The 25,581-nt window shown below is 71.6% G+C and carries 22 protein-coding genes; 14 read left to right on the top strand and 8 right to left on the bottom strand.

Going from position 1 to position 25,581, the window contains the following annotated elements:
• Nucleotides 1-141 precede the first annotated feature (141 nt).
• Nucleotides 142-1,779, top strand: a complete 1,638-nt coding sequence (locus ACGFZQ_RS25315; protein WP_393842223.1) for a hypothetical protein — start codon at nucleotides 142-144, stop codon at nucleotides 1,777-1,779.
• A gap of 48 nt (nucleotides 1,780-1,827) precedes the next feature.
• On the opposite strand, the gene ACGFZQ_RS25310 is transcribed toward ACGFZQ_RS25315, so the two are convergent.
• Nucleotides 1,828-3,132 (bottom strand): ABC transporter substrate-binding protein, encoded by a 1,305-nt coding sequence (locus tag ACGFZQ_RS25310; protein WP_393842222.1) that lies wholly within the window; start codon nucleotides 3,130-3,132, stop codon nucleotides 1,828-1,830.
• Between the two features lie 117 nt (nucleotides 3,133-3,249).
• Here ACGFZQ_RS25310 and ACGFZQ_RS25305 point away from each other — a divergent pair, with 117 nt between their 5' ends.
• Both ACGFZQ_RS25305 and purU read left to right on the top strand, forming a co-directional pair.
• Complete coding sequence (locus tag ACGFZQ_RS25305; protein WP_351737238.1) at nucleotides 3,250-3,750, top strand: hypothetical protein; 501 nt, start codon at nucleotides 3,250-3,252, stop codon at nucleotides 3,748-3,750.
• 56 nt (nucleotides 3,751-3,806) lie between these two features.
• Complete coding sequence (gene purU, locus ACGFZQ_RS25300) at nucleotides 3,807-4,691, top strand: formyltetrahydrofolate deformylase (protein ID WP_351737240.1); 885 nt, start codon at nucleotides 3,807-3,809, stop codon at nucleotides 4,689-4,691.
• A 182-nt stretch (nucleotides 4,692-4,873) separates the two neighbouring features.
• On the opposite strand, the gene ACGFZQ_RS25295 is transcribed toward purU, so the two are convergent.
• On the bottom strand, nucleotides 4,874-6,160 hold the full coding sequence (locus ACGFZQ_RS25295) for a maleylpyruvate isomerase N-terminal domain-containing protein (RefSeq protein WP_393842221.1): 1,287 nt from the start codon (nucleotides 6,158-6,160) through the stop codon (nucleotides 4,874-4,876).
• On the bottom strand, nucleotides 6,157-6,735 hold the full coding sequence (locus tag ACGFZQ_RS25290; RefSeq protein WP_351737242.1) for a sigma-70 family RNA polymerase sigma factor: 579 nt from the start codon (nucleotides 6,733-6,735) through the stop codon (nucleotides 6,157-6,159). The genes ACGFZQ_RS25295 and ACGFZQ_RS25290 overlap by 4 nt, the downstream gene beginning before the upstream one ends.
• A 393-nt stretch (nucleotides 6,736-7,128) precedes the next feature.
• Between ACGFZQ_RS25290 and ACGFZQ_RS25285 the strand changes: the two genes are divergently transcribed.
• Both ACGFZQ_RS25285 and ACGFZQ_RS25280 read left to right on the top strand, forming a co-directional pair.
• Entirely contained in the window at nucleotides 7,129-7,503 is a 375-nt protein-coding gene (locus ACGFZQ_RS25285) for an STAS domain-containing protein (protein ID WP_351737244.1), read from the top strand.
• 201 nt (nucleotides 7,504-7,704) lie between these two features.
• A complete protein-coding gene (locus ACGFZQ_RS25280) occupies nucleotides 7,705-8,217 on the top strand; it encodes an EF-hand domain-containing protein (protein WP_351737246.1) in 513 nt (170 codons plus the stop codon).
• Here the strand turns inward: ACGFZQ_RS25280 and ACGFZQ_RS25275 are convergent.
• Nucleotides 8,201-9,736, bottom strand: coding sequence for a class I adenylate-forming enzyme family protein (locus ACGFZQ_RS25275; RefSeq protein WP_393842220.1), 1,536 nt, complete (start codon nucleotides 9,734-9,736; stop codon nucleotides 8,201-8,203). The genes ACGFZQ_RS25280 and ACGFZQ_RS25275 overlap by 17 nt on opposite strands.
• A gap of 126 nt (nucleotides 9,737-9,862) precedes the next feature.
• On the opposite strand from ACGFZQ_RS25275, the gene ACGFZQ_RS25270 reads away from it, so the two are divergent.
• The 4 genes from ACGFZQ_RS25270 to ACGFZQ_RS25255 all read left to right on the top strand — a co-directional run bounded on the left by ACGFZQ_RS25270 (nucleotide 9,863) and on the right by ACGFZQ_RS25255 (nucleotide 12,899).
• Nucleotides 9,863-10,993 (top strand): acyl-CoA dehydrogenase family protein, encoded by a 1,131-nt coding sequence (locus tag ACGFZQ_RS25270; RefSeq protein WP_393842219.1) that lies wholly within the window; start codon nucleotides 9,863-9,865, stop codon nucleotides 10,991-10,993.
• A gap of 6 nt (nucleotides 10,994-10,999) precedes the next feature.
• Complete coding sequence (locus ACGFZQ_RS25265; RefSeq protein ID WP_393842218.1) at nucleotides 11,000-11,869, top strand: acyl-CoA dehydrogenase family protein; 870 nt, start codon at nucleotides 11,000-11,002, stop codon at nucleotides 11,867-11,869.
• A gap of 397 nt (nucleotides 11,870-12,266) precedes the next feature.
• The gene (locus ACGFZQ_RS25260; protein WP_351737254.1) at nucleotides 12,267-12,404 is read left to right on the top strand and encodes a hypothetical protein; all 138 of its coding nucleotides are present in this window, start codon (nucleotides 12,267-12,269) and stop codon (nucleotides 12,402-12,404) included.
• 18 nt (nucleotides 12,405-12,422) lie between these two features.
• Entirely contained in the window at nucleotides 12,423-12,899 is a 477-nt protein-coding gene (locus tag ACGFZQ_RS25255) for an ATP-binding protein (protein ID WP_382533562.1), read from the top strand.
• 367 nt (nucleotides 12,900-13,266) lie between these two features.
• Here the strand turns inward: ACGFZQ_RS25255 and ACGFZQ_RS25250 are convergent, their stop codons facing one another.
• Nucleotides 13,267-14,202 carry a cyclase family protein gene (locus tag ACGFZQ_RS25250; protein ID WP_393842217.1) on the bottom strand — a complete coding sequence of 312 codons (936 nt, stop codon included), beginning with the start codon at nucleotides 14,200-14,202 and terminating at the stop codon, nucleotides 13,267-13,269.
• 86 nt (nucleotides 14,203-14,288) lie between these two features.
• On the opposite strand from ACGFZQ_RS25250, the gene ACGFZQ_RS25245 reads away from it, so the two are divergent.
• The 3 genes from ACGFZQ_RS25245 to ACGFZQ_RS25235 all read left to right on the top strand — a co-directional run bounded on the left by ACGFZQ_RS25245 (nucleotide 14,289) and on the right by ACGFZQ_RS25235 (nucleotide 17,560).
• A complete protein-coding gene (locus tag ACGFZQ_RS25245) occupies nucleotides 14,289-15,203 on the top strand; it encodes an SDR family NAD(P)-dependent oxidoreductase (protein WP_393842216.1) in 915 nt (304 codons plus the stop codon).
• Nucleotides 15,204-15,356: 153 nt separating this feature from the next.
• Nucleotides 15,357-16,511: an acyl-CoA dehydrogenase family protein gene (locus ACGFZQ_RS25240; protein WP_393842215.1), complete on the top strand. Its 1,155-nt coding sequence runs from the start codon at nucleotides 15,357-15,359 to the stop codon at nucleotides 16,509-16,511.
• Entirely contained in the window at nucleotides 16,511-17,560 is a 1,050-nt protein-coding gene (locus ACGFZQ_RS25235; RefSeq protein WP_351737262.1) for an alcohol dehydrogenase catalytic domain-containing protein, read from the top strand. The genes ACGFZQ_RS25240 and ACGFZQ_RS25235 overlap by 1 nt, the downstream gene beginning before the upstream one ends.
• Here ACGFZQ_RS25235 and ACGFZQ_RS25230 read toward each other — a convergent pair.
• A complete protein-coding gene (locus ACGFZQ_RS25230; protein WP_393842214.1) occupies nucleotides 17,550-18,572 on the bottom strand; it encodes a GlxA family transcriptional regulator in 1,023 nt (340 codons plus the stop codon). The two genes, ACGFZQ_RS25235 and ACGFZQ_RS25230, sit on opposite strands and share 11 nt — an antisense overlap.
• Before the next feature lie 71 nt (nucleotides 18,573-18,643).
• Here ACGFZQ_RS25230 and ACGFZQ_RS25225 point away from each other — a divergent pair, with 71 nt between their 5' ends.
• Nucleotides 18,644-19,975, top strand: coding sequence for an MFS transporter (locus tag ACGFZQ_RS25225; protein WP_393842213.1), 1,332 nt, complete (start codon nucleotides 18,644-18,646; stop codon nucleotides 19,973-19,975).
• 128 nt (nucleotides 19,976-20,103) lie between these two features.
• On the opposite strand, the gene ACGFZQ_RS25220 is transcribed toward ACGFZQ_RS25225, so the two are convergent.
• A complete protein-coding gene (locus ACGFZQ_RS25220) occupies nucleotides 20,104-21,636 on the bottom strand; it encodes an ATP-binding protein (RefSeq protein ID WP_393842212.1) in 1,533 nt (510 codons plus the stop codon).
• A gap of 59 nt (nucleotides 21,637-21,695) precedes the next feature.
• Nucleotides 21,696-21,911, bottom strand: coding sequence for a hypothetical protein (locus ACGFZQ_RS25215; RefSeq protein ID WP_393842211.1), 216 nt, complete (start codon nucleotides 21,909-21,911; stop codon nucleotides 21,696-21,698).
• A gap of 186 nt (nucleotides 21,912-22,097) precedes the next feature.
• On the opposite strand from ACGFZQ_RS25215, the gene pglX reads away from it, so the two are divergent.
• On the top strand, nucleotides 22,098-25,580 hold the full coding sequence (pglX, locus tag ACGFZQ_RS25210) for a BREX-2 system adenine-specific DNA-methyltransferase PglX (RefSeq protein WP_393842210.1): 3,483 nt from the start codon (nucleotides 22,098-22,100) through the stop codon (nucleotides 25,578-25,580).
• Nucleotide 25,581: the final 1 nt, after the last annotated feature.

Below are 25,581 nucleotides of genomic sequence, written 5' to 3'. Positions count from 1 at the left end.
CATATACAGCGCACCGCGGGGCGGTTTTGTTACTGCTGTGACAGGGAAGAAGATCGCGCCCTTGGCTGCGTGGCACCCGGCTGAGGGGACCCGGTAGCGTGAGCAGACGATTCACAAGGTCCCCCATTAGTAGGAGTCCCGGTGACGCAGAGTGGACAGGGCGAGCCCGCACGCGAAGGCATCGTGCTGCCCTCCGACGGTGGCGAGCCGCTGCTGCCGGGCATGACGGGCGTTCCCGCCCCCATATCGCAGCCGCCCGCGCCGGCCCCGGCGCCGACCACCGCGCCCTCCGAGGGCCAGGCCTGGGGACAGCCGTGGGGGCCCGGCCACCAGCAGGGCGCGCCGCAGCCCGAGCAGGGCTGGCCGCAGGCGGCCGGCCAGGAGTGGAACACCCCGGAGCCGGCGCTGCCGCCCGCCTGGAACGCCCAGTCGCACGCCGCGCAGGCGCACGCCGACCCGTACCAGCCCCCGGCCTCCGGCGCCGGCCCGCTCCCGCCGGAGGGGGCGCCCGCCCCGTCGTACGGCGGCGGCTACGACCAGTCGTACGGCTACGGCGCCCAGCCCCAGCAGTCGTACGGCGCCCCGCAGCCCCCGGCCGGCGGCCAGGGCGGCCCCTACGGCGCTCCGGGCGCCGCGCTGCCGCCCGCCGTCCCGCACGGAAGCCACGGCGGGTACCCCGGTGCCCTGCCGTCCGCCGACGAGGGCGCGACCCAGTACATCCCGCCGGTGCCCGCCGCACCGGTGGACGAGGGCGCCACGCAGTACATCCCGCCGGTGGCGGCGGCTCCCGAAGGGGCCACCCAGCTGATACCGCCGGTCGGCCCGGGTGCGCTGCCGCCGGAGGCATCCCACGAGCAGACCACTTTCCTGGGCCGGCCGTCCGCCCCCACCGGGCACTCCGACGCCGAGGCCACCCAGTACATACCGCCGTACCAGGCCGGTGCGGAGCAGGGCGGGGACCGGCAGCCGCCCGCCGAGTTCGACAACCTCTTCCGCAGCGGGCCGGGCGGCGAGCCCCCGGCCGCGTCCACGGCCCAGCTGCCGCGCTTCCAGCAGCAGCCGCAGAGCTTCCAGCAGCAGCCGCCGGCGTACACCCCGCCCCCGTCGTCGTACGACCACGATCACGACGGTGACGGCGGTGGCCGGGGCGGTCGTGGCCGGTCGAAGGCGCCGCTGATCGCGGCCGTCGGGATCGGGATCGCCGTCCTCGGGATCGGGGCCGGTGCCCTGTTCAGCGGGGGCGGCGGGGACTCGGACGACGCCAACAAGACGGTCGCCGCGTCCGTGGCGGCCACCGGTGGGTCCGCGTCCGCCGTGGGCGACCCGGCGAAGGCGCAGGCCACCGCCCTGGACAAGCTGCTCGCCGACAGCGGCAGCAGCCGCGCCTCGGTGATCAACGCCGTCGCCCAGGTGAAGCAGTGCAAGAACCTGGACGGCTCCGCCTCCGACCTGCGCAACGCCGCCCAGCAGCGCACCGAGCTGGTCACCCGGCTGGCGAAGCTGTCCGTCGACAAACTGCCGGGCAACGCCGAGCTGACCACCGCCCTCACCAAGGCCTGGCAGGCCTCCGCGAACGCCGACAACCGCTACGCGGCCTGGGCCGACCAGGCCAAGGGCAAGCACGGCTGCCACAAGGGCCAGGCCCGCACCACCGGCCAGACCGCGGCCGGCAACCAGGAGAGCGGCATCGCCAGCTCCCAGAAGGTGAAGGCGGCCGCGCTGTGGAACACGATCGCGGGCAAGTACGGGCTGACCCAGCGGCAGCCGACCCAGCTGTGAGAGCGGGCCGGCTGCAAGAGCCGGTCGACCTGTCGGCCGGCCGACAGGTCAGCTGAGGTCCGCGCTCTCCAGGACCTTGGTCATGTCGAGGGCGTTCTTGTTCGCCGACTGGAGCAGGCCGCCCTTGACGGTCTGGACGTTCACGTCGGTGTTGACCAGCCGGGAGAAGCCGGCCGCGGACAGCTTGCCCTGGTAGGGCCAGGACAGCGACGGGGTGAGGTTGCCGGTGGAGACCTTCAGGCCGTCGTTGAGGGTGCGGCGCACGCTGTCGGCGGTCACCTCGCCGCCGCCGATCTTCTCCAGGGCGGCGGCCAGGACCTTGTAGGCGATCCAGGTCGTCTGCACCCCGGCGTCGGCCGGGTCGATCCGGTTGTCGCCGAAGGCCTCCTTGCTGATGACCTTCTTCATCTCGGCCCAGCGCGCGTCCGAGGCCGCCGGGTACCAGCCGGTGATGTACGACCCCTCGTACGGGCCGGACGCACCGCCGGTGGAGTTGATCACCGTCTGGTCGACGCTGCCGACCTCGGCGGCCGTCTTCACCTTCGGGTAGTCCTGGCGGGCCCGCTGGAAGTTGTCCATGAAGGTGGCCGTGCGGTCGCCGAGCTCGGGCACCACACAGCCCGTCTTCAGCGAGTCCGAGGTGGCGCTCTCCAGCGCCGACTGCGACTGCTTGTCGTACTCGGTGAGGTCCTCGGCCGCGAGCTGGTCGACCGCCTTGGCGTGGTTGCCGGCCTGCAGGCCCGAGTCGAGGAGCTGGGGCAGCTGGTCGCCGGCGATGGTGTCCGGCCGGACCAGGGTGACCGGGCCGCACTTGTCGGCCAGTGCCTCCCCGAGTCCGGACAGCAGGGTGAGCTGTCCGCCGTTGACCGGGTAGGAGACGGGGCTGGTGAACTCCTCGTTCGACGCCCCGTAGCCGCCTATGTAGGGGATGGCGGCGCCTTCCAGCGGGGCGAAGTAGGAGTCGCCGAACTGGCTGTAGGAGCCGACGACGGCGACGACGTTCTGGTCGGCCGCCTTCTGGGCGCAGTTCGCGGCGCCCACGCTGGTGTTGTGGTCGTTGCAGGTCAGCAGCTTGAGCTTGCGGCCGCCGATGCCGCCCTGGGAGTTGATCCAGCGGACGATGGCCGACGCCATGGCGGGCATGCCGGGCTTGTTGGTGGCGGTGGTCTTCTGCGGCGCCCAGGTCATCACCTTGATCTCCTCGTCCCCCGAGCCCGAGAATCCTGGGACGACCCCGCAGCCGGCGGCGAGTGACGCGCAGGCCGTCATGGCCACCGCGGACAGCGCGGTGGCTCTGACGCGCCGGTGGGTCGTGGGGAGGACGGTGTCAAGGGTGGGGCGCCTGCCGGTCATGGACACGCACGATTCCCCCACATCACTAACCGGCGAGTGACCCATGGTCAACGAAGGGTGACGCGCAGGTGAATTGCGGGGGTCGGTGACGGGCGTGTGACAAGGAACGTACGATCGATGACCGTGCAAGGTTCGGAGAACTCTTCCCGTCGCGGCCGTCGCTCCTCCACCATGGGCGGCATGCCACTCAATGACATGCCATGGTGGCGCTGGCGCAGCAATGTGCGCTCCGCGCTGCACATGCTCTCCGACCCGGAGTTCCAGCGGAACGTCTGGCTGGTCGGCACCGACGGCTACGGTGACGTGACCGACGCGGTCTACCGGCTGGTCGAGGACACCTGGCTGGACAGCTGGTCCGCGGAGAAGTACGTCGGGACGATATTCCGCGACTCGCAGGAGGCGGCGCTCGTCGACACCGCCGTGCTGCGGGTGCTGCGGATCATGCACCAGGTCGGGCCGGACGCGCCGGTCTCCGCGTACCTCGACCACCAGGCGTGGCCGGACGCGGTCCGGGCGGCCCGGGACGCGCACATACGCCTGGCGACGAGCGACGGCGACGACCCGGAGACGCCGCCGCGCAGCCTTGAGGTGCTGCGGATCATGACGCGGGCGGCGTGAGTCCGCGAAACGGACGCTGACCGCCCGGGGCGGCCGGGCATGAGATTCTGTGGTGCATGACTGAACAGTCCACCCGAGCCCAGGCCGCCCTGGCCGACCAGTACGTCCTCACCCTCTCCTGCCCGGACAAGCAGGGCATCGTGCACGCCGTGTCGAGCTACCTGTTCATGACCGGCTGCAACATCGAGGACAGCCAGCAGTTCGGGGACCACGACACGGGTCTGTTCTTCATGCGCGTGCACTTCTCGGCCGAGGCGCCGGTGACGGTCGACAAGCTGCGGGCCAGCTTCGCGGCGGTCGGTGACTCCTTCCACATGGACTGGCAGATCAACCGGGCCGACGAGCGGATGCGGGTCGTCCTCATGGTCAGCAAGTTCGGGCACTGCCTGAACGACCTGCTCTTCCGCGCGCGGATCGGCGCGCTGCCGGTGGACATCGCCGCGGTGGTCTCCAACCACACCGACTTCGCGGAGCTGGTGGAGTCGTACCACGTGCCCTTCCGCCACATTCCGGTGACGAAGGAGACGAAGGCCGACGCGGAGGCCCAGCTTCTTGAACTCGTCCGCGAGGAGAACGTCGAGCTGGTGGTCCTGGCCCGGTACATGCAGGTCCTCTCGGACGACCTGTGCAAGCAGCTCAGCGGCCGGATCATCAACATCCACCACTCGTTCCTGCCGAGCTTCAAGGGCGCGAAGCCGTACCACCAGGCGCATGCGCGGGGCGTCAAGCTGATCGGGGCGACGGCGCACTACGTCACGGCGGACCTCGACGAGGGGCCGATCATCGAGCAGGAGGTCGAGCGGGTGGGCCACGGCGTCACCCCGGACCAGCTGGTCGCGGTCGGGCGGGACGTGGAGTGCCAGGCGCTGGCGCGGGCGGTGAAGTGGCATGCGGAGCGCCGCATCCTGCTCAACGGCCGGCGAACGGTCGTCTTCGCCTGACCGTTCGTCTCGCCCGAGGGGCGAGGGGCGGGGGGTGCCGGTCGTACGGCGGCCGCGGGTGCGTGGGGGCCGTTCGCGCAGTTCCCCGCGCCCCTGAAAGCGGCCCCGTCTTTTCCAGGGGCGCGGGGAACTGCGCGATCAGCCACGAACCACCCGCGGCCGCCGAACGACCGCACCAACCCCTACATCCGGCTCAGGCTCGCTGCCGCGAAGAGCACGTCCCTGATCGCCGCCCGATCCCCCAGCTGCCCCGCCGCCGCATCCTCCGGCGGCACATGGCCTGCGGCCAGCCGGCAGAACTCCAGGTCGTCCAGCGCCACGTGCGCGACCTCGAACTCCTCCGAGCCCACCGCCCCCGGCGAGTCCAGCGGGATCAGCCACTCGCCGCCCCCGTGGCCCTCGATCTCCAGCCGCAGGCTGCGGCCGGGCTGTCCCGCAGGGACCAGGTGCGGGGTCGGCCCGGGCGCGGCCAGCCCGGCCTGCCGGCGCGCCGCCAGCGCGGCGGGAAGCATCCGTGCCGCGAGGTCGATCATCCTGTGCAGGTACCTCGGGGCCGGCGGCCCGTAGGGGTAGTCCACGGCCTCCGCGATGTCCTCCGCGTGCACCCAACACTCGAAGGCGCGGTCCAGCATCGCGTCGTGCAACGGCAGCGCGAAGTCGCCGTACGACACCCCGAGGCGCCCGGCGCCGCCGCCGGTGAAGGAGACGGTCTGCACGAGCCGGTGGCTCTGCTCCCGCCAGGGAGCCCGTACCGCACGGTTCGGCGGGAAGTACGAGGCCTGCCAGAAGGCCTCGGTGCGGGCGGCGGGGTCCTGTGCGGGGGTCTCCCCCAGGGGGTCGTCGAGGCCGAGCGCCCTCGCCACCAGGCCGTCGACGGACAGCAGGTGCACGATGACCCCGGCGACCGTCGTACGGCGGCTCGTCGGCGCCGCGCCGTCGAACCAGCGCAGCCGTACCGGTGCGTGCCACTCCGCGTCGCCGATGTCCTGGAGCAGGGCGTCCAGGCGGGCGGTCTCGGCGTCGTAGGGGGCCGCCCACTCGGGGATCGGGATGCGCGGCGGCCGGCGGTCCAGGCAGGCCTCCAGGACGCGGGTGCGCAGGCCGGGGTCGAGGTCGAGGCTCTCCGGCTGGTGCAGCAGGCCGACCGCCTCGCGCAGCCGCCGTGCCTCGTCCGCGCAGGCCCCGCAGTCGCCGAGGTGGATCTCGACGGCGAGGGCCTCCGCGGTCGAGCAGGCGGCCAGCGCCCACGCACCGAGCAGCGACTTCAGGACGTCGTGCGGCAGCTCCAGCGGTACCGGCGGCAGGCCGTCGAGCTCGGGCAGCGGCTGCCCGCCGTCCTCGACGGCGGCCCGGGGCAGCGGGATGCGCGGCGGCCCGCCCGGCTCGCCGCCGCCGTCGCGCGGCACGTCACCCGCTCCGCCGCCGGAGCCCGTGCCGTCGTGTGCGTCGAAGGGGTCGGCGCCGGTCACACCGCACCTCCGTACCCGGGCGGTCTCCCGGCGTCGTGCGCGGTGGAGAGCAGTTGCAGGCCGAGGCGCAGCCGGCGGCGGGCCTCGTCCTCGGTGACGCCCAGGTCCACCGCGGTCTGGCGGTAGTCACGGCGCTGGAAGTAGGCGAGGTCCAGGGCGGCGCGCAGCGGGGTCGGCATGGAGTGCACGATGTAGTCCGCGCGGGCGGCGACGGAGGCGCGCCGCACCTTGCGCTCCAGCTCCTCCGTGGCCTCCGCGCCGGTGTCGCCCGGGGTGAGCGCGGCGGTCTCGGTGGCCCTGAGGCGCTGCACGGCGAGCCGGTGGGTCAGCGCGGCGACCCAGGAGCGCAGCGGGCCCTGCCTGGGGTCGTAGGCGTCCGGATGCTCCCAGACATGGGCGAAGACCTCGCGGGTTATGGAGTCCGCGGCCCGCTCGTCGCCCAGCACGCGGTGGGCGAGGCCGTGCACGAGCGAGGCGAAGCGGTCGTAGAGCTCGCCGAGGGCGGCGGCCTCGCCGCGCGCGAGCCGCTGCTGCATCTTGCGGTCCCAGCGGGGCGGTACGTCCTTCTTCGCCATGCGGCCCCCTCCCCGTGCCCGTATCCAGCGTGTCTCCACCGTCTCCTCGAATGTAGTCGGCACGTCCGGCAACGCACGCCCCTTTATGGCAATGCGCGCCCCCTGAGGGACCGCGAGTGGTAAAGGCCCTTCGGTGCTCCTCCGTCGCCTCTTCGTGCGCTGGTCAGTGCGCCCCTCGGGGCGCTTCTCCGGTGCCACGGTCGTGCCCGGGCGACCCTTCTGTTTCTGATCGAACAGGATCGTAGGTGACCGAAACAAGACCCTTGCCGATCGTCGCTCGTTTGTCGTCCGGGGTTTCGGGGAACGGCCGCTGGGCAGCCGCGCGAAAAGAAGCGAAGGAACTGGCTCCGTTTCCGGGCGGTTCCGGAGATCCGGCGAGCGAAGGGCTGAGCCGTGGCTTTCAAGGTGACCGGCGTCGAACAGGGTGAGTGGGCCGTGCTCGGGGTGTCGGGCGAACTGGACCTGGTGACCTCGCCGGTGCTGCGCCAGCGGGTGCACGACGCGGTGGCCGACGGCCATCACAGCCTCGTCCTCGACCTCTCCGACGTCTTCTTCTGCGACTCCAGCGGGGTCGGCGTCCTCATCGCGGCCCGCCGCCTGATCCGCTCCTGCCGGGGCCGGCTGCGGCTGATACTGCCCGCTCAGGGCGCGAGTGACGGTTCTCACGTCAACCGGGTCCTCGGTGCCCTCGGCGTACGGCGGCTGTTCGACGTGTACCCCGACATGGACAGCGCGGTCAGCGACGAGGAGGGCCCGCTCTCGGCGTAGCGGGCGCGCACCCTCCGAAGCCGGTGGATCGGCGACCCCGACGCGCCCTCCATAGCCGACGATCACGGCAGTGCCACATTGTTGTCGCAGAATTCCCCCGGTCTTGGCACAAGGGTCGTTTTCCTGCTCCCCGGCCGCCCCGCGCGTCGTACGCTCCCTGCGAGAGGAACCCCCACGTCACGTAAGGCGGCCCGAACACACATGGTCAGCACCGAGTACGAGCGACGGATCGCCGCCCGGTTCGCAACCTTCGACCAGGACGGCAACGGCTCGATCGACCGCGAGGACTTCAACACGGCGGCCAAGGCGCTGCTCGCCGAGTTCGGCACCCCCGCCCGCTCCGACAAGGGCCAGGCCCTCTACGCGGGCGCGGAGGCCTTCTGGCAGGGCATGGCCGGCATGGCGGACCGGGACGGCGACCAGCGCATCACCCGCGAGGAGTTCGTGAGCGGCGCGGTCAAGCGGCTGCACGACAATCCCGACCGGTTCGGCGAGATCGCCCGCCCCTTCCTGCACGCGGCCCTCGCCCTCGCGGACACCGCGGGCGACGGCACCGCGACCGTCACCGACACCGTGCGCGTGCTGCGCGTCCTCGGGGTCCCGCCGGAGATCGCGCAGTCGGTCGCGGCCGGCCTCGACATCGACGGCGACGGGAAGGTCGCGGAGGCACAGATCGTCCCGGCGTTCGCCCGCTACTTCACAATCCCGGAGTAGTACTTCCCGGCGCGGACGCCGTCGAGAAGCGGTCGCGCAGTTTGTACTTGAGCACCTTGCGCAAGGTCTCGTTGCGTGGAAGGGCGTCCACCACCTCCAGCCGCTCCGGCAGCTTGTGCACCGACAGCCCTTCCGCACGCAGGTACGCCACCACCTCCGGGAGCGTCAACGCGGCCGCTCCCGGCGGCTGTTCGACCACCGCGCACACCAGCTCCCCGCGCTCCGCGTCCGGCAGCCCCACCACCGCCGCGTCGCCCACCGCAGGATGCGCGGCGAGCAGATCCTCGATCTCCTTCGCCGAGATGTTCTCGCCCTTGCGGATGATCACGTCCTTGAGGCGGCCGGTGAGCACGAGGTGACCGCTCTCGGTCATCCGCCCGAGGTCGCCGGTCCGCAGGAACCCGTCCTCGTCGAAGGCCTCGGCGGTCTGCGCCGGATCCAGATACCCCTGGCACACCGCCTCCCCGCGCAACCGCACCTCACCGCCCGCGGCGATCCGTATCTCCATCCCCTCCGGCGGCTTCCCCTCGGTCGTCGCCAGGTTCTCCGCCGTGTCGTCCGGCGCCCCCATCGTGATCATCGGCACCTCGGTCATGCCGTACCCGTGCGTCAGTTGGACCCCCATCTCGCGCGCCACCGCGTGGTACACCTCAGGCGGCTTGGGCGCCCCGCCGCCGGCCAGCAGCCGCAGCGAGGAAATGACCGGTACCTCCGGCTGCTTGCGCTGCTCGGCCAGGAACATCGAGTAGAACGCCGTCGAACCGCCCGCCACCGTCACCCCGTGCCTGCGGTACTCCGGCAGCGCGTCCGGCAGCGCGAACTGCTCGAACATCACCGCCGGGAAGCCGTACAGCAGCAGCATCACCGTGTAGTCGGGGCCCGCGATGTGCGCGTACGGGAAGGCCATCGAGCCCACGTCGGCCGCCGTGAGCCGCAGCGCGTGCGCCAGGCACGAACCGCCCGCGATCAGTGAACGGTCCGTGTGCAGAACGCCCTTGGGGTCCGAGGTGGTTCCCGAGGTCCAGTAGATCCACCGTACGGAGGTGCCCTCGGCGGGCGGGGCGGGCAGCACGGACGGATCGCCGTCGGGCAGTTCGCCGTACGCCTCGAAGACCCCCTTCGCGCCCAGCCGCCGGGCCATCTCCGTGTGGTCGAAGCCGCGCCACACGCCCGGTACGGCGAAGAACTCGGCCCGTGACTCGCGCAGTGCGAAGCCGACCTCGCGGTCCCGGTAGAAGGGGATGACGGGCGACTGCACGGCACCGAGCCTGGCCAGCGCGAAGGACAGCACGGCCGTCTCGATCCGGGTCGGCAGCTGCCAGGCGACGACCGTGCCGGGGCGCACGCCCATGCCGTACAGCCCGGCCGCCGCGCGTTCGGCACGCGCACGCAGGGCGCCGAAGGACAGCGTGCGGTCGCCCTGGAGGAACACCGGCCGTTCGGGGGTGAGTTCGGCGCGGCGTGCGACCAGGTCCCAGAGCGTGCGGGAGGCGCTCAGTTCGTGTGCGGTGGCGTTCATGGAGTCCCCCTGCCCAGCAGAACTGACGAGTCGTCAGATCGTAGGTCCTGGCACCTTGTCGGTCCAGGGGTGCGGGGCTAGCCTGCGAGATCTGACGAACCATCAGCTCCGTGGGGGTGTCTGCCGGTGGATCTGTCGTACACACCCGAGGAGGAGGACTTTCGGGCGCGGCTGCGGGAGTGGCTCGCCAAGGTGCTCCCCGGCCTGCCGCCGAAGCCGAAGCCCGAGGACTGGCCGGGCCGCCGCGCCTACGACCTCGGCTGGCAGCGGACGCTGTACGACGCCGGGTACGCCGACGTCCACTGGGACGCGTCCCCCACCATGCGGCTGATCTTCCTCGAGGAGACCGAGCGGGCCGGCGCGCCCTATGTCGGCGCCAACTTCGTCGGCCTGCTGCACGCGGGCCCCACCATCGCCGCCGAGGGCACCGAGGAGCAGCGGGCACGCTGGCTGGCGCCGATCCTGCGCGGCGACGAGGTGTGGTGCCAGGGCTTCAGCGAACCGGACGCCGGCTCCGACCTGGCCGCGCTGCGCACGCGCGCGTGGCGCGACGGTGACGACTACGTGGTGAGCGGCGCCAAGATCTGGACCTCGCACGCGGAGGTCGCCGACTGGTGCGAGCTGCTGGTGCGCACGGACCCGCGGGCGCCCCGGCACCAGGGCATCAGCTGGCTGGCCATGCCCATGGCGGCGCCGGGCATCACCGTACGGCCACTGCGCACGCTCGCCGGGTCGGCCGAGTTCGCCGAGGTGTTCCTCGACGAGGTGCGGGTGCCCGTGGCCAACCGGGTGGGCGCCGAGAACGACGGCTGGCGCGTCACCATGGTGACCCTCTCCTTCGAACGCGGCACCGCCTTCGTCGGCGAGGTCGTCGCCTGCCGCCGGGTGCTCGGCGACCTCGCGCGCGTGGCGCGGGCGAACGGCACCTGGGACGACCCGGTGCTGCGCCGCCGCCTCGGCCGGCTCAACGCCGAGTTCCGGGCGCTGTGGCGGCTGACCCAGTGGAACGTCAGCGAGGCGGAGGGCAGGGGCGTGCCCGGCGTCGGCGGCTCGGTCTTCAAACTGCGCTACTCGCACGCCCGCCAGGAGCTGTACGACGCGGCCGCCGCCGTACTCGGCCCGGACGCCCTCGACCTGGACCGGCCGTGGGTCCTCGACCGGCTCTCCTCCCTCTCGTACACCATCGCGGCCGGGACCTCGCAGATCCAGCGGAACATCGTGGCCGAGCGGATCCTCGGGCTGCCGAAGGGGCGGTGAGCGGGCGTGCGCTTTCAACTCAGCGACGACCAGAAGGCGTTGCGGGACGGGATGCGGGAGCTGCTCGCACGCCGGTTCGACGGGACGGCGCTGCGGACGGCGGTCGGCGCGCCCGGCCTGGACCGGGGCCTGTGGCGGCAGCTGGGGGCGGCCGGCTTCTTCGCGCTGCGGCTGCCGGAGGCGGACGGCGGCGTCGGACTCGGGCTGCCCGAGGCGGTGTTGGTCTTCGAGGAGGCGGGCCGGGCTCTGCTGACCGGCCCGCTGGCGGCCACCCAGCTCGCGGCGGCCGACGTGCCCGGCGCGGCCACCGGGGAGGCGGTGGTGGCCCGCGTGGACGGCGGCCTGGTGGAGTGGCTGGCCGAGGCCGATGTCGTACGAGGGGACGCGTCGGGCGCCGTACCGCTGCGCTCCGTGGACCCGTTGACGCCCCTGCACCGGGTGCCCGGGGCGGCGGTCACGGCACCCGACCCGGTCGCCGTACTCCTGACCGCCGCCGAGCAGCTCGGCACCGCCACGCGCGCGTGCGAGCTCGCCGTGCAACACGCGCGGACCCGCGAACAGTTCGGGCAGCCCATTGGGGCGTTCCAGGCGGTCAAGCATCTGTGCGCCGAGATGCTGGTGCGCGCCGAGACCGCGCGTGCGGCGGTCTACGCGGCCGCCGTGACCGCCGACCCGGTGGACATCGCGGCGGCCCGGCTGCTCGCCGACGAGGCCGCCGTGCGCGGCACCCGGGACTGTCTCCAGGTGCACGGCGGGATGGGCTTCACCTGGGAGGCAGAGGTGCATCTGCACATGAAAAGGGCCTGGCTGCGGGCTCAGCGTGGCGGAGGGAACACGGAGAGTGAGGAAACGCTCGCCGCCGAGTTGCTCGGGTGAGCGTTCGAAACGGCCCTGGTCTGCGCATTCGAGGGTCCGGGCGGCCGGGGTGTCGCGGATCGTGGCATACCGGAATCACGGAGCGTTGATATCGGGTTGTGTCCAACGCGTGACTCGTCACGGCCTGGAGTCGGGTGTCCCCTCGGGTACCTTCTGTGGGATGCGAGTGGTTCCGAGGACGAGCCATGCCGGCGGTGCCGTCGAAGCGGCCCCGCGGCTCATGGTGCGTACCGCCGCTCGCAGGGCGGTAAGGGCTTGTGCCCCCGCCTGTTCGACTCCCCGCAGCGAGCGTCGCACAGTATGCCGTACGCGTAATCCTTCGCGTTGGAATATGCCCGAAGCGCTTGTTGGGGTGACTGTACGTCAACCATGCTGTCTCGTAAGGGAATCACGTTCCGTGACCCTTGCTCTGGCCGTTGTTCTGGCCATGCAGAAAATGGCTACGATCGTGGCCCTCGCCGTCTTTGTCGTCGCGGTCCTGGTCGTGGCGCTCGCTCGGCGCGGGTTCATGTGTCCGCCGGTTCGGATGGTGTGAGCGGTGCAGGTGCTTCAAGTGCAGCTGGAGATCCGGCCCGACCCCGCGGAGGTGGGACGGGCCAGAAGGTGGGCGCGCTCGCGCCTCGCCGGGTCCGGTATAGCGGCGGACGAGTCGCTGGCCGAGACGCTGATCCTGCTCGTCTCCGAGCTGGTCACCAACGCCGTGGTGCACACGGGCTGCCCGGCCGTGCTGCGACTCTCGCTGCCGGGCGCGGACCGCGCAGACGCCGAGGAGTCGGCCACCGTACGGCTGGAGGTCGCCGACAGCAGCGACCGCGCGCCCGTACCGCGGTGCGTCGACAGTGACGCGACCGGCGGCCGCGGCCTCGCCCTCGTCGACGGGCTCGCCGACCGCTGGGGCTGGAGCCCCGAAGGCGCCGGTAAGCGCATCTGGTGCGAACTCGACCGGTGTTCGGAACCCCGGCAGGGCGCGGCGGTGGCGTACGGAGGCGGGCTGGCCTCGTTCGAGGGGCTGGCTTTCGAGGCGGTGTGATCCCGGTGTGCGGTGATGCGCCGGGGAATGCATCCGTGCGCGCCCATGATGAACCGGGGCATAAGTCCTAAAACCCCGAACGGGTGTTGACGCCTTGTGACCGCGTGCTCACGCTTGAGGTCTGCGATTCGCCGCGAGGGGACGGCGAGGGGACGGACACCCTCGTCGAGCGTGGGTCGAGCCGGACGGAGGCGTGCGGGACCGGGCTCGGGGCGGGCCGGTGCGCGCAGCCGTCCGGGTTTCAGGGGGAATGGGGGAGGGGCGGTGTCACGCCGGTCTCGGCGTGACACCGACCTCGAACGGCGACGGCGCGCGGACCTCGGGGAACGGCCGCGCGCGGACCTCAGAGCACGGCCGCGCGCGGACCTCAGAGCACGGCCACCGGGGCGACCGGCGTGCCCGTCGCCCCGACGAACGGCTCCGGCATCGCCGACAGCCAGAACGCGTACCGGCCGGTTTCTCCACAGGCTGTGGACAACTCTTCGAGATTCCAGTTCTGGCCCTGCAGCATCCCCATCTCGACCAGGTCCAGGGCGTGCACGGGCAGCCACAGGTCCTCGATCTCGGGCGGGAAGATCTCGAACGTGAGGGTGTCGTTGGCGACGGCGGCCACATCGCGGGCGTGGAACCACTCCGGGGTGCGCACCGACAGCCCCGGTGACGGGTAGCCGTACCCGTGGTTGTCCCCGGCGAGATACACCTGCACCTGGCCGGTGCGCACCAGCACGATGTCACCGGCGCGGACCGTGGTCCCGGCCAGCTCCTCCGCCGCGTCGAGATCCTCGGGCGTGACCGCGTGGCCGCCCGCCAGCCGCGCCGCGCCACGCGCGCGTGCCACGTCCAGCAGCACCCCGCGCGAGACGATGTGCCGCGCCTTGTCGATCCCGCCGAACTCGGCACCGCCGTGCGCGGTGACGGTCCCCGCCGGGCGGCCGTTGTAGAGCTTTCCCGAGTGCGAGACATGGGCGAGCGCGTCCCAGTGGGTGCCGGCCTGCAGCCCCATGGTCACGGCGTCGTCGCTGCACGCCACCGTCCCCGGGCCGAAGAGCTCCTGGTTGAGCTGCACCATGGCGTGCAGGGGGTTGACCCGCCCCGGGATCATGCCGGTCTGCACGCCGTCCTGCCGGAGCGGGAGGGCGAGCGGGACGCGGCGGCCGGTCCGGACGGTCGCCGCCGCCTCCCGCACCACCTCGTCGGTGATCAGGTTCAGCGTGCCGATCTCGTCGTCGGCCCCCCAGCGGCCCCAGTTGTTGACGCGCTCGGCGATGTCGTGAAACGCCGAACGGGCTGTAGGCAGTGACATCTGAGTCCTTCCCGGGGCTTGTGTCCGTGCATCCGACGCGCCATAAAATCTAACGGTCCGTCAGAAACCGCGGGAAGGGGCCGGGCGTGGGGAACTTCTTGGCAGGCAAGGTCGTCGCCGTGACGGGTGCGGGACGCGGGATCGGACGGGCGGTCGCGCTGGGAGCGGCGGCCGAAGGGGCGAAGGTCGTCGTCAACGACTACGGCGTCTCCGTCGACGGCGGATCGCCCACCAGCGAGGTCGCCGAGGCCGTCGTCAAGGAGATCGAGGCGGCGGGCGGGGACGCGGTCGCGGTCGCCGACGACATCTCCACGATGGCGGGCGGGCAGCGGGTCGTGGACATGGCGCTGTCGTCGTACGGCCGCCTCGACGGGGTCGTGTGCGTGGCCGGGATCCTGCGCGAGCGGATGCTGTTCAACATGACCGAGGAGGAGTGGGACCCGGTGGTCGCCACCCACCTCAAGGGCACGTTCACGGTGTTCCGGGCGGCGTCGGCGGTGATGCGCGCCCAGCGCGCCGGCACGCTGATCGGCTTCACCAGCGGCAACCACCAGGGCTCGGTCTCGCAGGCCAACTACAGCGCGGCCAAGGGCGGGATCATCTCGCTGGTGCGCAGTGCCGCGCTGGGCCTGCACAAGTACGGGGTGACCGCGAACGCGGTGGCGCCGGTGGCCCGGACCCGGATGTCGGCCGGGGTCCCGACGGAACTGACGGAGATCGGCGAACCGGAGGACGTCGCGGCGTTCGTGGTCTACCTGCTGTCGGACGCCGCGCGGGACGCGGACATCACCGGGCAGGTGTACACGGTGGCCGGGCCGAAGATCGCGGTCTGGGCCCAGCCGAGGGAGCTGCGCGCCGCGTACGCCTCGGAGGGGTCCTGGACGCCGGAGCGGATCGCTGAGTTCCTGCCGGGGAGCGTGGGGGTGGACCCGATGCCGATGCTGGCACGCCTGACGGCGATGGAGACGGCGGCGCGGGCCGGAAACCGGCCGAACGCCTAGGGGGCGGCGCGATGCGCTGTGCGGGCGAGTGCGGCGCCGTCGTGGTTGCTCGCGCAGTTCCCCGCGCCCCTTGGGCCCCTGCCCGCGCCGGCGTTCGGAAGGGAACGGCGGTTTCTGTACGGCCGTAGTCCCGACGCTCATCTGGAGGTCACCGTGGAGTTCGGCTTCGCGCCGGAGGACGACGCGTTTCGCCGCGAAGTCCGGGCCTGGCTCGACACGCACGTCAAAGCCGATGCGGACCGGCGCGGTTGGGAGCGTGCGCTCGGGGCCGCCGGGTGGATCGGGCTCGGCTGGCCGGAGGGCGGGTACGGGAACCGGACCGGCACGCTCACCCAGCAGGTCGTCTGGGCCGAGGAGTACGCCCGGTCGGCCGCGCCCCCGCGTTCCGGGCACATCGGGGAGAACCTGCTCGCCCCGACGCTCATCGCCCACGGCAGCGAGGAGCAGAAGGCGCGCTTCCTGCCGCCCGTCGCCGCCGGCGAGGAACTGTGGTGCCAGGGGTACAGCGAGCCCGGCGCCGGTTCCGACCTCGCCGGCGTGCGGACCGCGGCCGTACGCGAGGCGGACGGCTACCGCGTCACCGGCCAGAAGATCTGGACCTCGCTCGCGCACGAGGCCGACTGGTGTTTCGTGCTCGCGCGGACCGAACCCGGCTCGCGGCGCCACCACGGACTCAGCTTCCTGCTCGTGCCCATGGACCAGCCGGGCCGCATAGAGGTCCGCCCCATCCGCCAGCTGACCGGCACCAGCGACTTCAACGAGGTCTTCTTCGACGGGGCCCACGCGCACCTGGATCATGTCGTCGGCGGCGAGGGCAACGGCTGGCGCGTCGCCATGAGCCTGCTCGGCTTCGAGCGCGGGGTGTCGACCCTCGCCCAGCAGATCGGGTTCGCCGAGGAACTGGGACGGGTGGTGCGGGACGCCGTGGCGACCGGCGCCGCCGACGATCCCGTCGTACGGGCGCGGCTCGTGCGGCAGTGGGCCGAACTGCGGGTCATGCGCTGGAACGCCCTGCGCACACTGGGGAGTTCGGCCGGCGAACCCGGCGCGCCGAGCGTGGCCAAGCTGCTGTGGGCCGGCTGGCACCAGCGGCTCGGGGAGCTCGCCGTACTGGTGCGGGGCGCCGGCGCGAGCGTCGGCCCGGCCGACTGGTCGGCCGCCGCGCCGTACGAACTGGACACCGTCCAGCACCTGTTCCTCTTCTCCCGGGCCGACACCGTCTACGGCGGCTCGGACCAGGTGCAGCGCACGATCATCGCCGAGCGCGTGCTCGGTCTGCCGAGGGAACCGAAGGGGGTCGAGTCGTGATGCGTGGTGTGGTGTTCGACGGAAAACAGGTACAGGTCGTCGACGATCTGGAAGTGCGGGAGCCGGGGGCCGGAGAGGTACTGGTCTCCGTCGCGGCGGCCGGGCTCTGCCACAGCGATCTGTCCGTGGTGGACGGGACCATACCCTTCCCCGTTCCTGTGGTGCTCGGACATGAGGGTGCCGGGGTGGTGGAGGCGGTCGGTGTGGGCGTCAGCCATGTCGCGCCCGGGGACCATGTAGCGCTGTCCACACTCGCCAACTGCGGCGCCTGCGCCGACTGTGACCGTGGGCGGCCCACCATGTGCCGGAAGGCCATAGGGCGGCCGCAGAAGCCGTTCATGCGCGGCGGCCGGGCCGTCTACCAGTTCGCGTCCAACTCGGCCTTCGCGGAACGGACGGTCGTCAAGGCCGTGCAGGCGGTACGGATCCCGAAGGACATCCCGCTGACCTCGGCCGCCCTCATCGGCTGCGGCGTACTGACCGGGGTGGGCGCCGTACTGAACCGCGCCCGCGTCGACCGCGGCGACACCGTGCTGGTCATCGGCACCGGCGGGATCGGGCTCAACGTCATCCAGGGCGCCCGGATCGCGGGAGCGCTGCGGATCGTGGCCGTGGACGCCAACCCGGCCAAGGAGGAGGTGGCCCGGCAGTTCGGCGCCACCGACTTCCTGACCTCGACGGACGGCGTCAGGGACCTGCTGCCGACCGGCGTGGACCACGCGTTCGAGTGCGTCGGCCGGGTCGAACTGGTCCGGCAGGCCGTCGACCTCCTGGACCGGCACGGCCAGGCCGTCCTCCTCGGCACCCCCGCCGCCACCGCCGAGGCGTCCTTCGTCGTCGCCTCGATGTTCCTCGACAAGTCCATCCTCGGCTGCCGCTACGGCTCCTCCCGCCCCCAGCGGGACATCGCCCTGTACGCCGAGCTGTACCGCCAGGGGCGTCTGATGCTCGACGAGCTGGTGACCGGGACCTACCCGGCGGAGGACTTCGAGAAGGCCCGCGCCGACGCGGAGGCGGGGCGGGTGGCCCGGGGGGTGCTCACCTTCTGACGGGGGTGCTCACGTTCTGGTGGACCGCGGCGGACCGGAAGGTCCGGCGGTACGCGGTCGGGGTGACGCCGAGCGCTGTCTGCAAGTGCTGCCGCATCGACTGGGCCGTGCCGAAGCCGGCGTCCCGGGCCACCTGGTCCATCGAGAGCTCGGTGGACTCCAGGAGGTGACGGGCGCGTTCGACGCGCTGCTGGGTGAGCCACTGGCCGGGGCTGATGCCGGTCTCCTCGCGGAAGCGGCGCGTGAAGGTCCGTACCGACAGGGCCTCCTGCTCGGCCATGTCCCGCAGCTGGATGGGCTCGTGCAGGCGGGCGAGGGCCCAGGCGCGAGCAGTTGTGGTGCCGGCGACCTGCGGGTCGGGGACCGGCCGGTGGATGTACTGGGCCTGGCCGCCGTCCCGGTGCGGGGGTACGACCGTACGGCGGGCCACCTCGTTGGCGACGGCCGTGCCGTGGTCGCGGCGGACCATGTGCAGGCACAGGTCGATGCCGGCCGCCACCCCGGCGGAGGTCAGCACGTCCCCGTCGTCGATGAACAGGACGTCCGCGTCCACCTTGACCTGCGGGAACAGCCGCTGGAGATGGTCCGCTTCGGCCCAGTGCGTGGTCGCCGGGCGGCCGTCCAGATAACCGGCGGCGGCCAGCACGTAGACACCGGTGCAGATGGAGGCGAGGCGGGTGCCGGGGCGGATGCGGGCGAGGGCGGCGGCCAGTTCGGGGGTGAGGACGCCCTGCTCGAATACCGGGCCCAGCTCGTAGGACGCCGGGATGACCACGGTGTCGGCGGTGGCCAGCGCCTCCGGGCCGTGCGGCACGTGGATCGCGAAGTCGGCGTCGGTCTCGACCGGCCCCGGCGGCCGGACCGAGCAGGTCACGACCTCGTACAGGTGCCGTCCCCGCACATCCCTGGGCCGGCCGAAGATGCGGTGCGGGATACCCAGTTCGAAGGGGAGCAGCCCGTCCAGGGCGAGGACGACGACGCGGTGCGGGCGGAAGCCGGGGTCACTGCTCATGGCCCGATTCTAGCGAATACTGTCCTTCGGGCCACTCGATGGCGTGGGCCGCTCGGCCGAAGCTTTATGGCGTGACCCAGACAAGCGAAGCCGCAGCAGTCGTCGAGGACTCGAAGCCGACCCGCTCACCGCGTATCAACCGTGCCTGGTTCGTCGCCGCCGTCACCTTCGTCACGATCGTCGGCGCGGCGGCCTTCCGCTCCCTGCCCGGCCTGCTCATCGACCCCCTGCACGCGGAGTTCGGCTGGTCGCGCGGCACGATCGGCGCGGCCGTCTCCGTCAACCTCGCGCTGTACGGGCTCACCGCGCCGTTCGCGGCCGCGCTGATGGATCGTTTCGGCATCCGTCGTGTGGTGGCCGTGGCCCTGACCGTGATCGCGGTCGGCTCGGGCCTGACCGTGTGGATGACGGCGGCCTGGCAACTGGTGCTGTGCTGGGGCCTGCTGGTGGGCCTCGGCTCCGGCTCGATGGCCCTCGCCTTCGCCGCCACGGTCACCAACCGCTGGTTCAGCACGCGGCGCGGCCTGGTCAGCGGCATCCTCACCGCCGGCTCGGCCTCCGGCCAGCTGATCTTCCTGCCGCTGCTGTCCTGGATGGTCGAGCGGTACGACTGGCGCCCGGCCGCCGTCACCGTCGCCCTCGCCGCCCTCGCGGTCGTCCCCTTCGTCTGGCTGCTGCTGCGCGACCACCCGGCCGACGTGGGCCTGAAGCCGTACGGCGCGGCGGACTTCGTACCGAAGCCGGCGCCGGTCACCGGAGCCGCGCGCCGGACGGTCGGGGTGCTGCTCTCCGCCGTCCGCACCGGGCCCTTCTGGCTGCTCGCCGGCACCTTCGCGATCTGCGGCGCCTCCACCAACGGCCTGGTCCAGACCCACTTCGTGCCCGCCGCCCACGACCACGGCCTGCCGGTCACCACGGCGGCCTCGCTGCTCGCGGTCATCGGCGTCTTCGACGTCGTCGGCACGATCGCCTCCGGCTGGTTCACCGACCGCTTCGAACCCCGCCGGCTGCTCGCCGTCTACTACGCCCTGCGCGGCATCTCCCTCCTCTTCCTGCCGATGCTGCTGGGCCCCGCCATCCACCCGCCGATGATCTTCTTCATCGTCTTCTACGGCCTCGACTGGGTCGCCACCGTCCCGCCCACCCTGGCCCTGTGCCGGGAGCACTACGGAGAGGACAGCGCCATCGTCTTCGGCTGGGTCCTCGCCTCCCACCAGATCGGCGCGGCCCTCGTCGCCTACCTCGGCGGTGTCGCCCGCGACGCCTTCGGCACGTACGACATGGTCTGGTACGCCTCCGGTGCCCTGTGCGCGGCGGCGGCCCTGATGGCCCTGGTGATCCGGCGCCGGCCGGTGACGGCGGCGGGAAACCCGGCGGCCGTGGGCGGGCCCCTTCCCGCCTAGTGTCCCGAGTCGGAGATTCTTCGTTGGATCTACGTTCGCGAGGCGGGCGCCCGGTGCCCCTCAAAATCGTGTCGGGATCCGGCAGATGAGCCGCCAGCGCGTCAGACGGCGTCCGACGCTGACTCAGGTCACAAGGGCAGGAACCCGTCCGGCATGGACCGGCCGTACAACTCGTTCAGGCCGATCAACAGCACCCCACCCTTCGCCGCCTCGGCCCGCAGGGCCTCGCTGAAGCCCGCCGCACTGAAGCAGGCCAACCCGCAGTGCGAGGTGTCCATGCCGCGCCCGGTGAGCAGTTCCCTTGCCCTTAGGAGGCGCTCGAGGTGGGCGACTCCCATGACCGTGCCCCACTTCGCCTCGCCGAGCAGCGCGACTGAAGGACGGTGCCCGCCGGATCCTTGCTCGACCACGGCCACATCCACCTGGATCTGCCGGCGCGCTTTCGGATCGGTCACGACACCGCTGCCCACCTCGCCCAGGGAGGTACTGAGCAGGGTCCGCCCGGGCCCCAACACGTAGTCACGGCACATCGCCTCGAAGTGCGGACCGGCCACCTGGGACGAGAAACGCTGTCCTGCCTGGGCCCAAACCTCTGCGGCCTGGCCGCCCTCAAGCCGGGCCCAGGCCGGCCGCATGACGGCTTCGTAGAAGTTGATCAGGGGCTCGGTGATGCGGTACTGGGATTTCCCCGCCCGGAAGACGTCGGTTTCCCGCACCAGGAGATGGCTGTCCTCCAGGACATTGAGCGGGTGCGAGATGTCGACGGACTTGCGGCCGATGTATCCGGCGATGCCTCCACGCGTGGTGTTGCCCTGTGCCACGGCGGCCAGCACCGAGTGGTACAGCGCCGTGTCCCGGATGTCGGCCTCCTCGGCGAGCAGGTACCGGGCCTCCCGGAACAGCGGGCTGAACGGAGAGAGGACTGTGCGGCAGATCCAGTCGTCGAAGCCGTCCAGATCGGCGGGGACGTCGTCGGCCAGGAACTGGCGGCGGTATGCGGGCGTACCACCGAGAACCGCGTGCAGCCGGGCGGCGAGTGCGGGATCGGCGGCAACGCCCCAGAAATCCGCCGCCGCCCGGTATCCGAAGGGCCTTACGGTCAGTTCGAGCTGAGCCCGGCCGCGCAGTGGCGCGGTGCTGGCCAGCAGCCCGCCCATCACGGACATCGCCGAGCCGCACAGAAGCAGGCGCATGCGGCTCTCCTCCACCTGGCCGTGGTCGATCGCGCGCTGGATCAGCGAGGGCAGTTCCGGGGCCGCCCTCACCAAGTACGGAAATTCGTCGATGACCACAAGAAACGGGGCGTCCGGCGTTGGTCCGCCGGGCGTCCGGGTGCCGGAGGCCGCGAGCCCGAAGAGGTAGGTGACCGCATCGTCCCAAGTGGCGAAGGAGAAGGCCACCGGGGAGCCCATGTATTCGGCGAGAGCGGCGCTGAACTGGCGAAGCGACTCCGCCTCGGTGGCGTCTGTGGCTCCGAAGTAGAAACCGCCGCACTGTTCGACGAGCGCCCGCAGCAGGTACGTCTTGCCCATGCGCCGTCTGCCACTGAGGACCCCGAGTCCGGCATGTGGCAAGGGGCGGCTGACGAACGCGGTGAGGGCGTCCCACTCGGGACCTCGATCGAAGACGCGTGACGGCTTGGCTGGCCTTGGTTGCTGCATGACCACTCCCGGGGGCCTCCCTCTTAGGGGTGCACTCCTAAGAAGTGTACCCCTAATGGTCATCCGCTCAGGAAGCTTCCGATGGCGATGCCCAACGTTGCCACCCCGAGGAAGGCGGCTCCGCCCGCGTAGGCCGCCCCTACGACCCGGTCGCCGCTCGGGTGCCCTCCCTGTGCCACCCAGAAGACGCCGCCTGCGACGGCCCCGGCAACCGCCGCGGCGACCAGGATGATCGCCACCCACACCTGCTTGCCTCCACTGCCGCTGGCGCCCATGCGAGCCGCCCACCCCTTCCGACCGGAACCGCCCCGAATCATCGAGACACAACAGGGAGGAGCGTAGCAGCGATCCCAACACTCACCGATATTTATGACACTCTCACGGTGATACTCTTCCCGTGACCTGCATTGCGCGAGGAAATGCGCGCGAGGAATCGCCAAGGAATTGGCCGGAAGGCGCTCATGCCCGTCGACAATGGCCTGACCGCGGACCTGCTGCCGCTCACCGCCCGCATCAGATCGGATCTGGCGGCACGGGCCTCCACTGACCCGGCCGCGGAGCGGTGGCGTCAGGAGTACGACTTCGCCACGGCCCATGGTGCGACGGCGAAGACGTGGCGTACCTGGCTGGACGACCGGGTGTCCCGGACCGCGACGGCCTGGGTGCTTGTCACCGTGATGATCAGGTTTTGCGAGGACAACGGGCTGCTCGACATCTCCCTCGCTGGGGACACGCCGCCCGGCGACGCTTTGGGCCGTGCCGTCGATCGGTTCCGCGATCACCCCGCCATGGGCATGGTGTTCGGAGACGGCGGCGGCCATCTGTGGGGGATGCACCCGAGCCCAGAGGCGGCCGCCGAGCTTGTCGGCCTCTGGCGCCGTCGGACGTCCGACGGCGCCCTCGTGCACGACTTCACGGATGCGTCACGCTCCACGAGCTTCCTCACGGACCTCCACTCGTCGCTCGACGAGGGCACACGGCAGTCGTACGGCCAAGTGCCGACGCCGTCGTTCGTCGTCGATCTCGTCCACGACCTCGCTCTCGAACCGGCCCTGGCCGAACGGGCATCCGATGCGGCGCGGCTGTCCGGCGTCCGTCTCGTCGATCCCGCCTGCGGCACGGGTGCTTTCCTGCTCGGGGCGTACGAACGGCTCTTCCACCGGTGGTCCGAGGCCAAGCCAGGGATGAGCCCCTGGCAGCGTGCGGCGCGGGCACTGCGGTCCGTACACGGCTGTGACATCGATCCGTGCGCCGTGCTCGTCGCACGGTTCCGTCTGTTGCTGGCCGCGATGAACAGCACGGGCGAGCAGCGCATTGACGACGTTCCGGATCTGCCGGTGGTGGTGGCGACCGGTGACTCCCTCCTGCACGGCCGTCCCGACGCGCACGGCGGAGCGAGGGCCGTCGAGTTCGACTCCGCAGCCGACATCGACGCGTACTCCGATCGCCACGGACTCCTCGAACCCGCCTCCTATCACGTGGTGACGACCAATCCGCCGTACATCACCGTGAAGGACAAGGCCCTGTTCGCGGCCTACCGAGACGCCTACGCGAGCTGCAGCGGTCCCTACGCGCTCTCCGTCCCCTTCACCGAACTCGCCTTCCGGCTCGCGCGGCGGGGCGTGACAGCGGGCCGCGCCGGCCTGCTGACCTCCAACTCCTTCATGAAACGCGAGTTCGGGCGGAACCTCATCGAGGGCTTTCTCCCCACGGTCGAGATCTCCCACGTCATCGACACGTCCGGGGCCTATATCCCCGGACACGGCACCCCGACCGCAGTGCTCGTGGGCCGTAACCGGCTGCCTGATCGCGACCTGCCCGTGCACGTCGTCGTGGGTCGCCGGGGCGAGCCCGGGGCGCCGACCGACCCCGCGAAGGGAGCCGTTTGGCAGTCGCTGCGTGTTTTGGCGTCCGAGGCAGGGGCCACGAGCCGGTGGGCGGAGTCCTACTTTCAGGACCGCGAGGAGCTGTCGGTGTTCCCCTGGGCCCTGACCCCCGCGGCCGCTCGGGAGGCGCTGCGCCGCATGGAGACCGGGCACCGGCTCCGTGAGCGAGTGGTCCGCGTCGGATACGCCGCCAACACCGGATCCGACGACCTCTTCTGCTCCTCCGCCGACACGTTCCGGCGCTACGGGGCGGAAGAGAGCGTGATCGTCCCGGTGCTGACCGGATCCGAGGTGCGCGACTGGTCGGCGGATCCGGCGCTCGTGGCGTTCTTTCCGCGCTCCGGACCCGGCCGGACCCCCGTCGACCTTCGGGAGCTGCCCGGACACCACCGGCGCCTGTGGCCCTATCGCACGGTCCTGCGGGAGCGGCCGGGGGCGAAGAAGACGGCACCGTGGTACGACTGGCACCAGATCGCCTCCGGCTGGGACATGCACCCCTGGTCGATCGTCTTCCCGTGGGTGGCCACGCACCCGCACTTCAGCCTGCTCCGCGGCTCCGCCGTCCCGCTGAACTCCGCTCCGGAGATCAGGCTGTCACCGAGCGACACAGAGGAGTCCCACCTCGGGCTGCTCGGCGCTCTCAACAGCTCGGCGGTGTCCTTCTGGCTCAAGCAGATGAGTCAGAGCAAGGGGCAGCCGCGGGCCAACCAGCTGCGTGGCGGCGAAGCCTGGGAGAAGATCTACGAGTTCACCTCCACCCGGCTTCTCGATCTGCCGCTTCCCCGGGAGGGGTTTCCGGCCGGGGAAGCCAAGGAGCTGGACCAGCTGGCGGCCGAGTCGAGGCACGTGCTGGGGAAATTTGCCGATGCGGACACCCGGCTCGACGACCGGTTCCTCGCGAAGGCTGCGGACCGGTGGCACACACTCAGGTCGCGGATGATTGCCCTCCAGGAAGAGCTCGACTGGAAGGTGTACGAGCTCTACGGCCTGGTCACCGAGGAGGAAGGGCTGGCCGCCCCGGGAGATGTGCCTGATGTCGCACCGGGCGAGCGGGCTTTCGAAATCGCTCTGGCGAGGAGCGTCGCGGCGGGCGAGGCACAGACCGCTTGGTTCCACCGCCACGCGACGACACCGGTGACCGAAATCCCTGGGCACTGGCCCACCGCGTACCGGGACCTGGTGCAGCGGCGGGTGACGGCGATCCAGGAAAACTCCGTGGTCGCGCTGCTGGAACAGCCCGAGTACAAGCGCCGCTGGGCCGTTCCGCCCTGGGACGCCCGGATCCGCGGCGTCCTCAAGGAACGCCTGCTCGACCGCTGTGAGGCGCCTTCGCTGTGGTACGAGTCCGCTGCCCACATCAGGCGTCCTGTCGCGCTGACCGTCCGGAAACTGGCCGAACTGCTCGGCAAAGACGAGGACTTCATCACCGTGGCAGAGCTCTACTCGCCCAGGGCGAGCGTGACCGAGGTGCTGCTGGAACTGCTCGTCGACGAGCACGTCCCCCAGGCGACGCCTCTTCGGTATCAGGCGTCCGGCCTGCGCAAGCGGACCCGGTGGGAGGAACTGTGGGAGACGCAGCGCCGAGATGACAGAGAGGGGAACGCCGACGAGGCCCCTTCTCCGGCCCCACCGCGGTTTGCACTCGCCGACTTCATGCGGACGTCCTACTGGCGGCAGCGCGGGAAGTTCGACATCCCGAGCGAGCGTTTCGTCTCGTTCGCGTCATCGGCCTCGCCGCTGTCCCTCACGACGACGATCGGCTGGGCAGGCTGGAGCGCGTACGAGCGCGCCCGGGCGGTGCTGGACCTGCTCGACACCGATTCCCATGCGCACACGCACCGTCCGGAGTCGGCCCTGCCGCTGCTCAGGGCGATCGCGGACCTACTGCCATGGGTCCCAGCACCCACGGACGAACCCGGAGCCGGCACCGAGACGGACGGAATGCTTCTTCGTCGTGTGTACACAGAGCACCTCGCCCGCCTCGGTCTGTCGGCGCAGGACGTGATGTCATGGCGGCCTGCCGCGCCGAAGAGAGGCAGACCACGCAAGGGCGCCTGAC

This window comes from Streptomyces sp. NPDC048254, assembly GCF_043201895.1.
Classification (GTDB): Bacteria; Actinomycetota; Actinomycetes; order Streptomycetales; family Streptomycetaceae; genus Streptomyces.
Note: the sequence above shows the minus strand (reverse complement) of the source record. Positions and strands in the feature narration are given on the sequence as shown.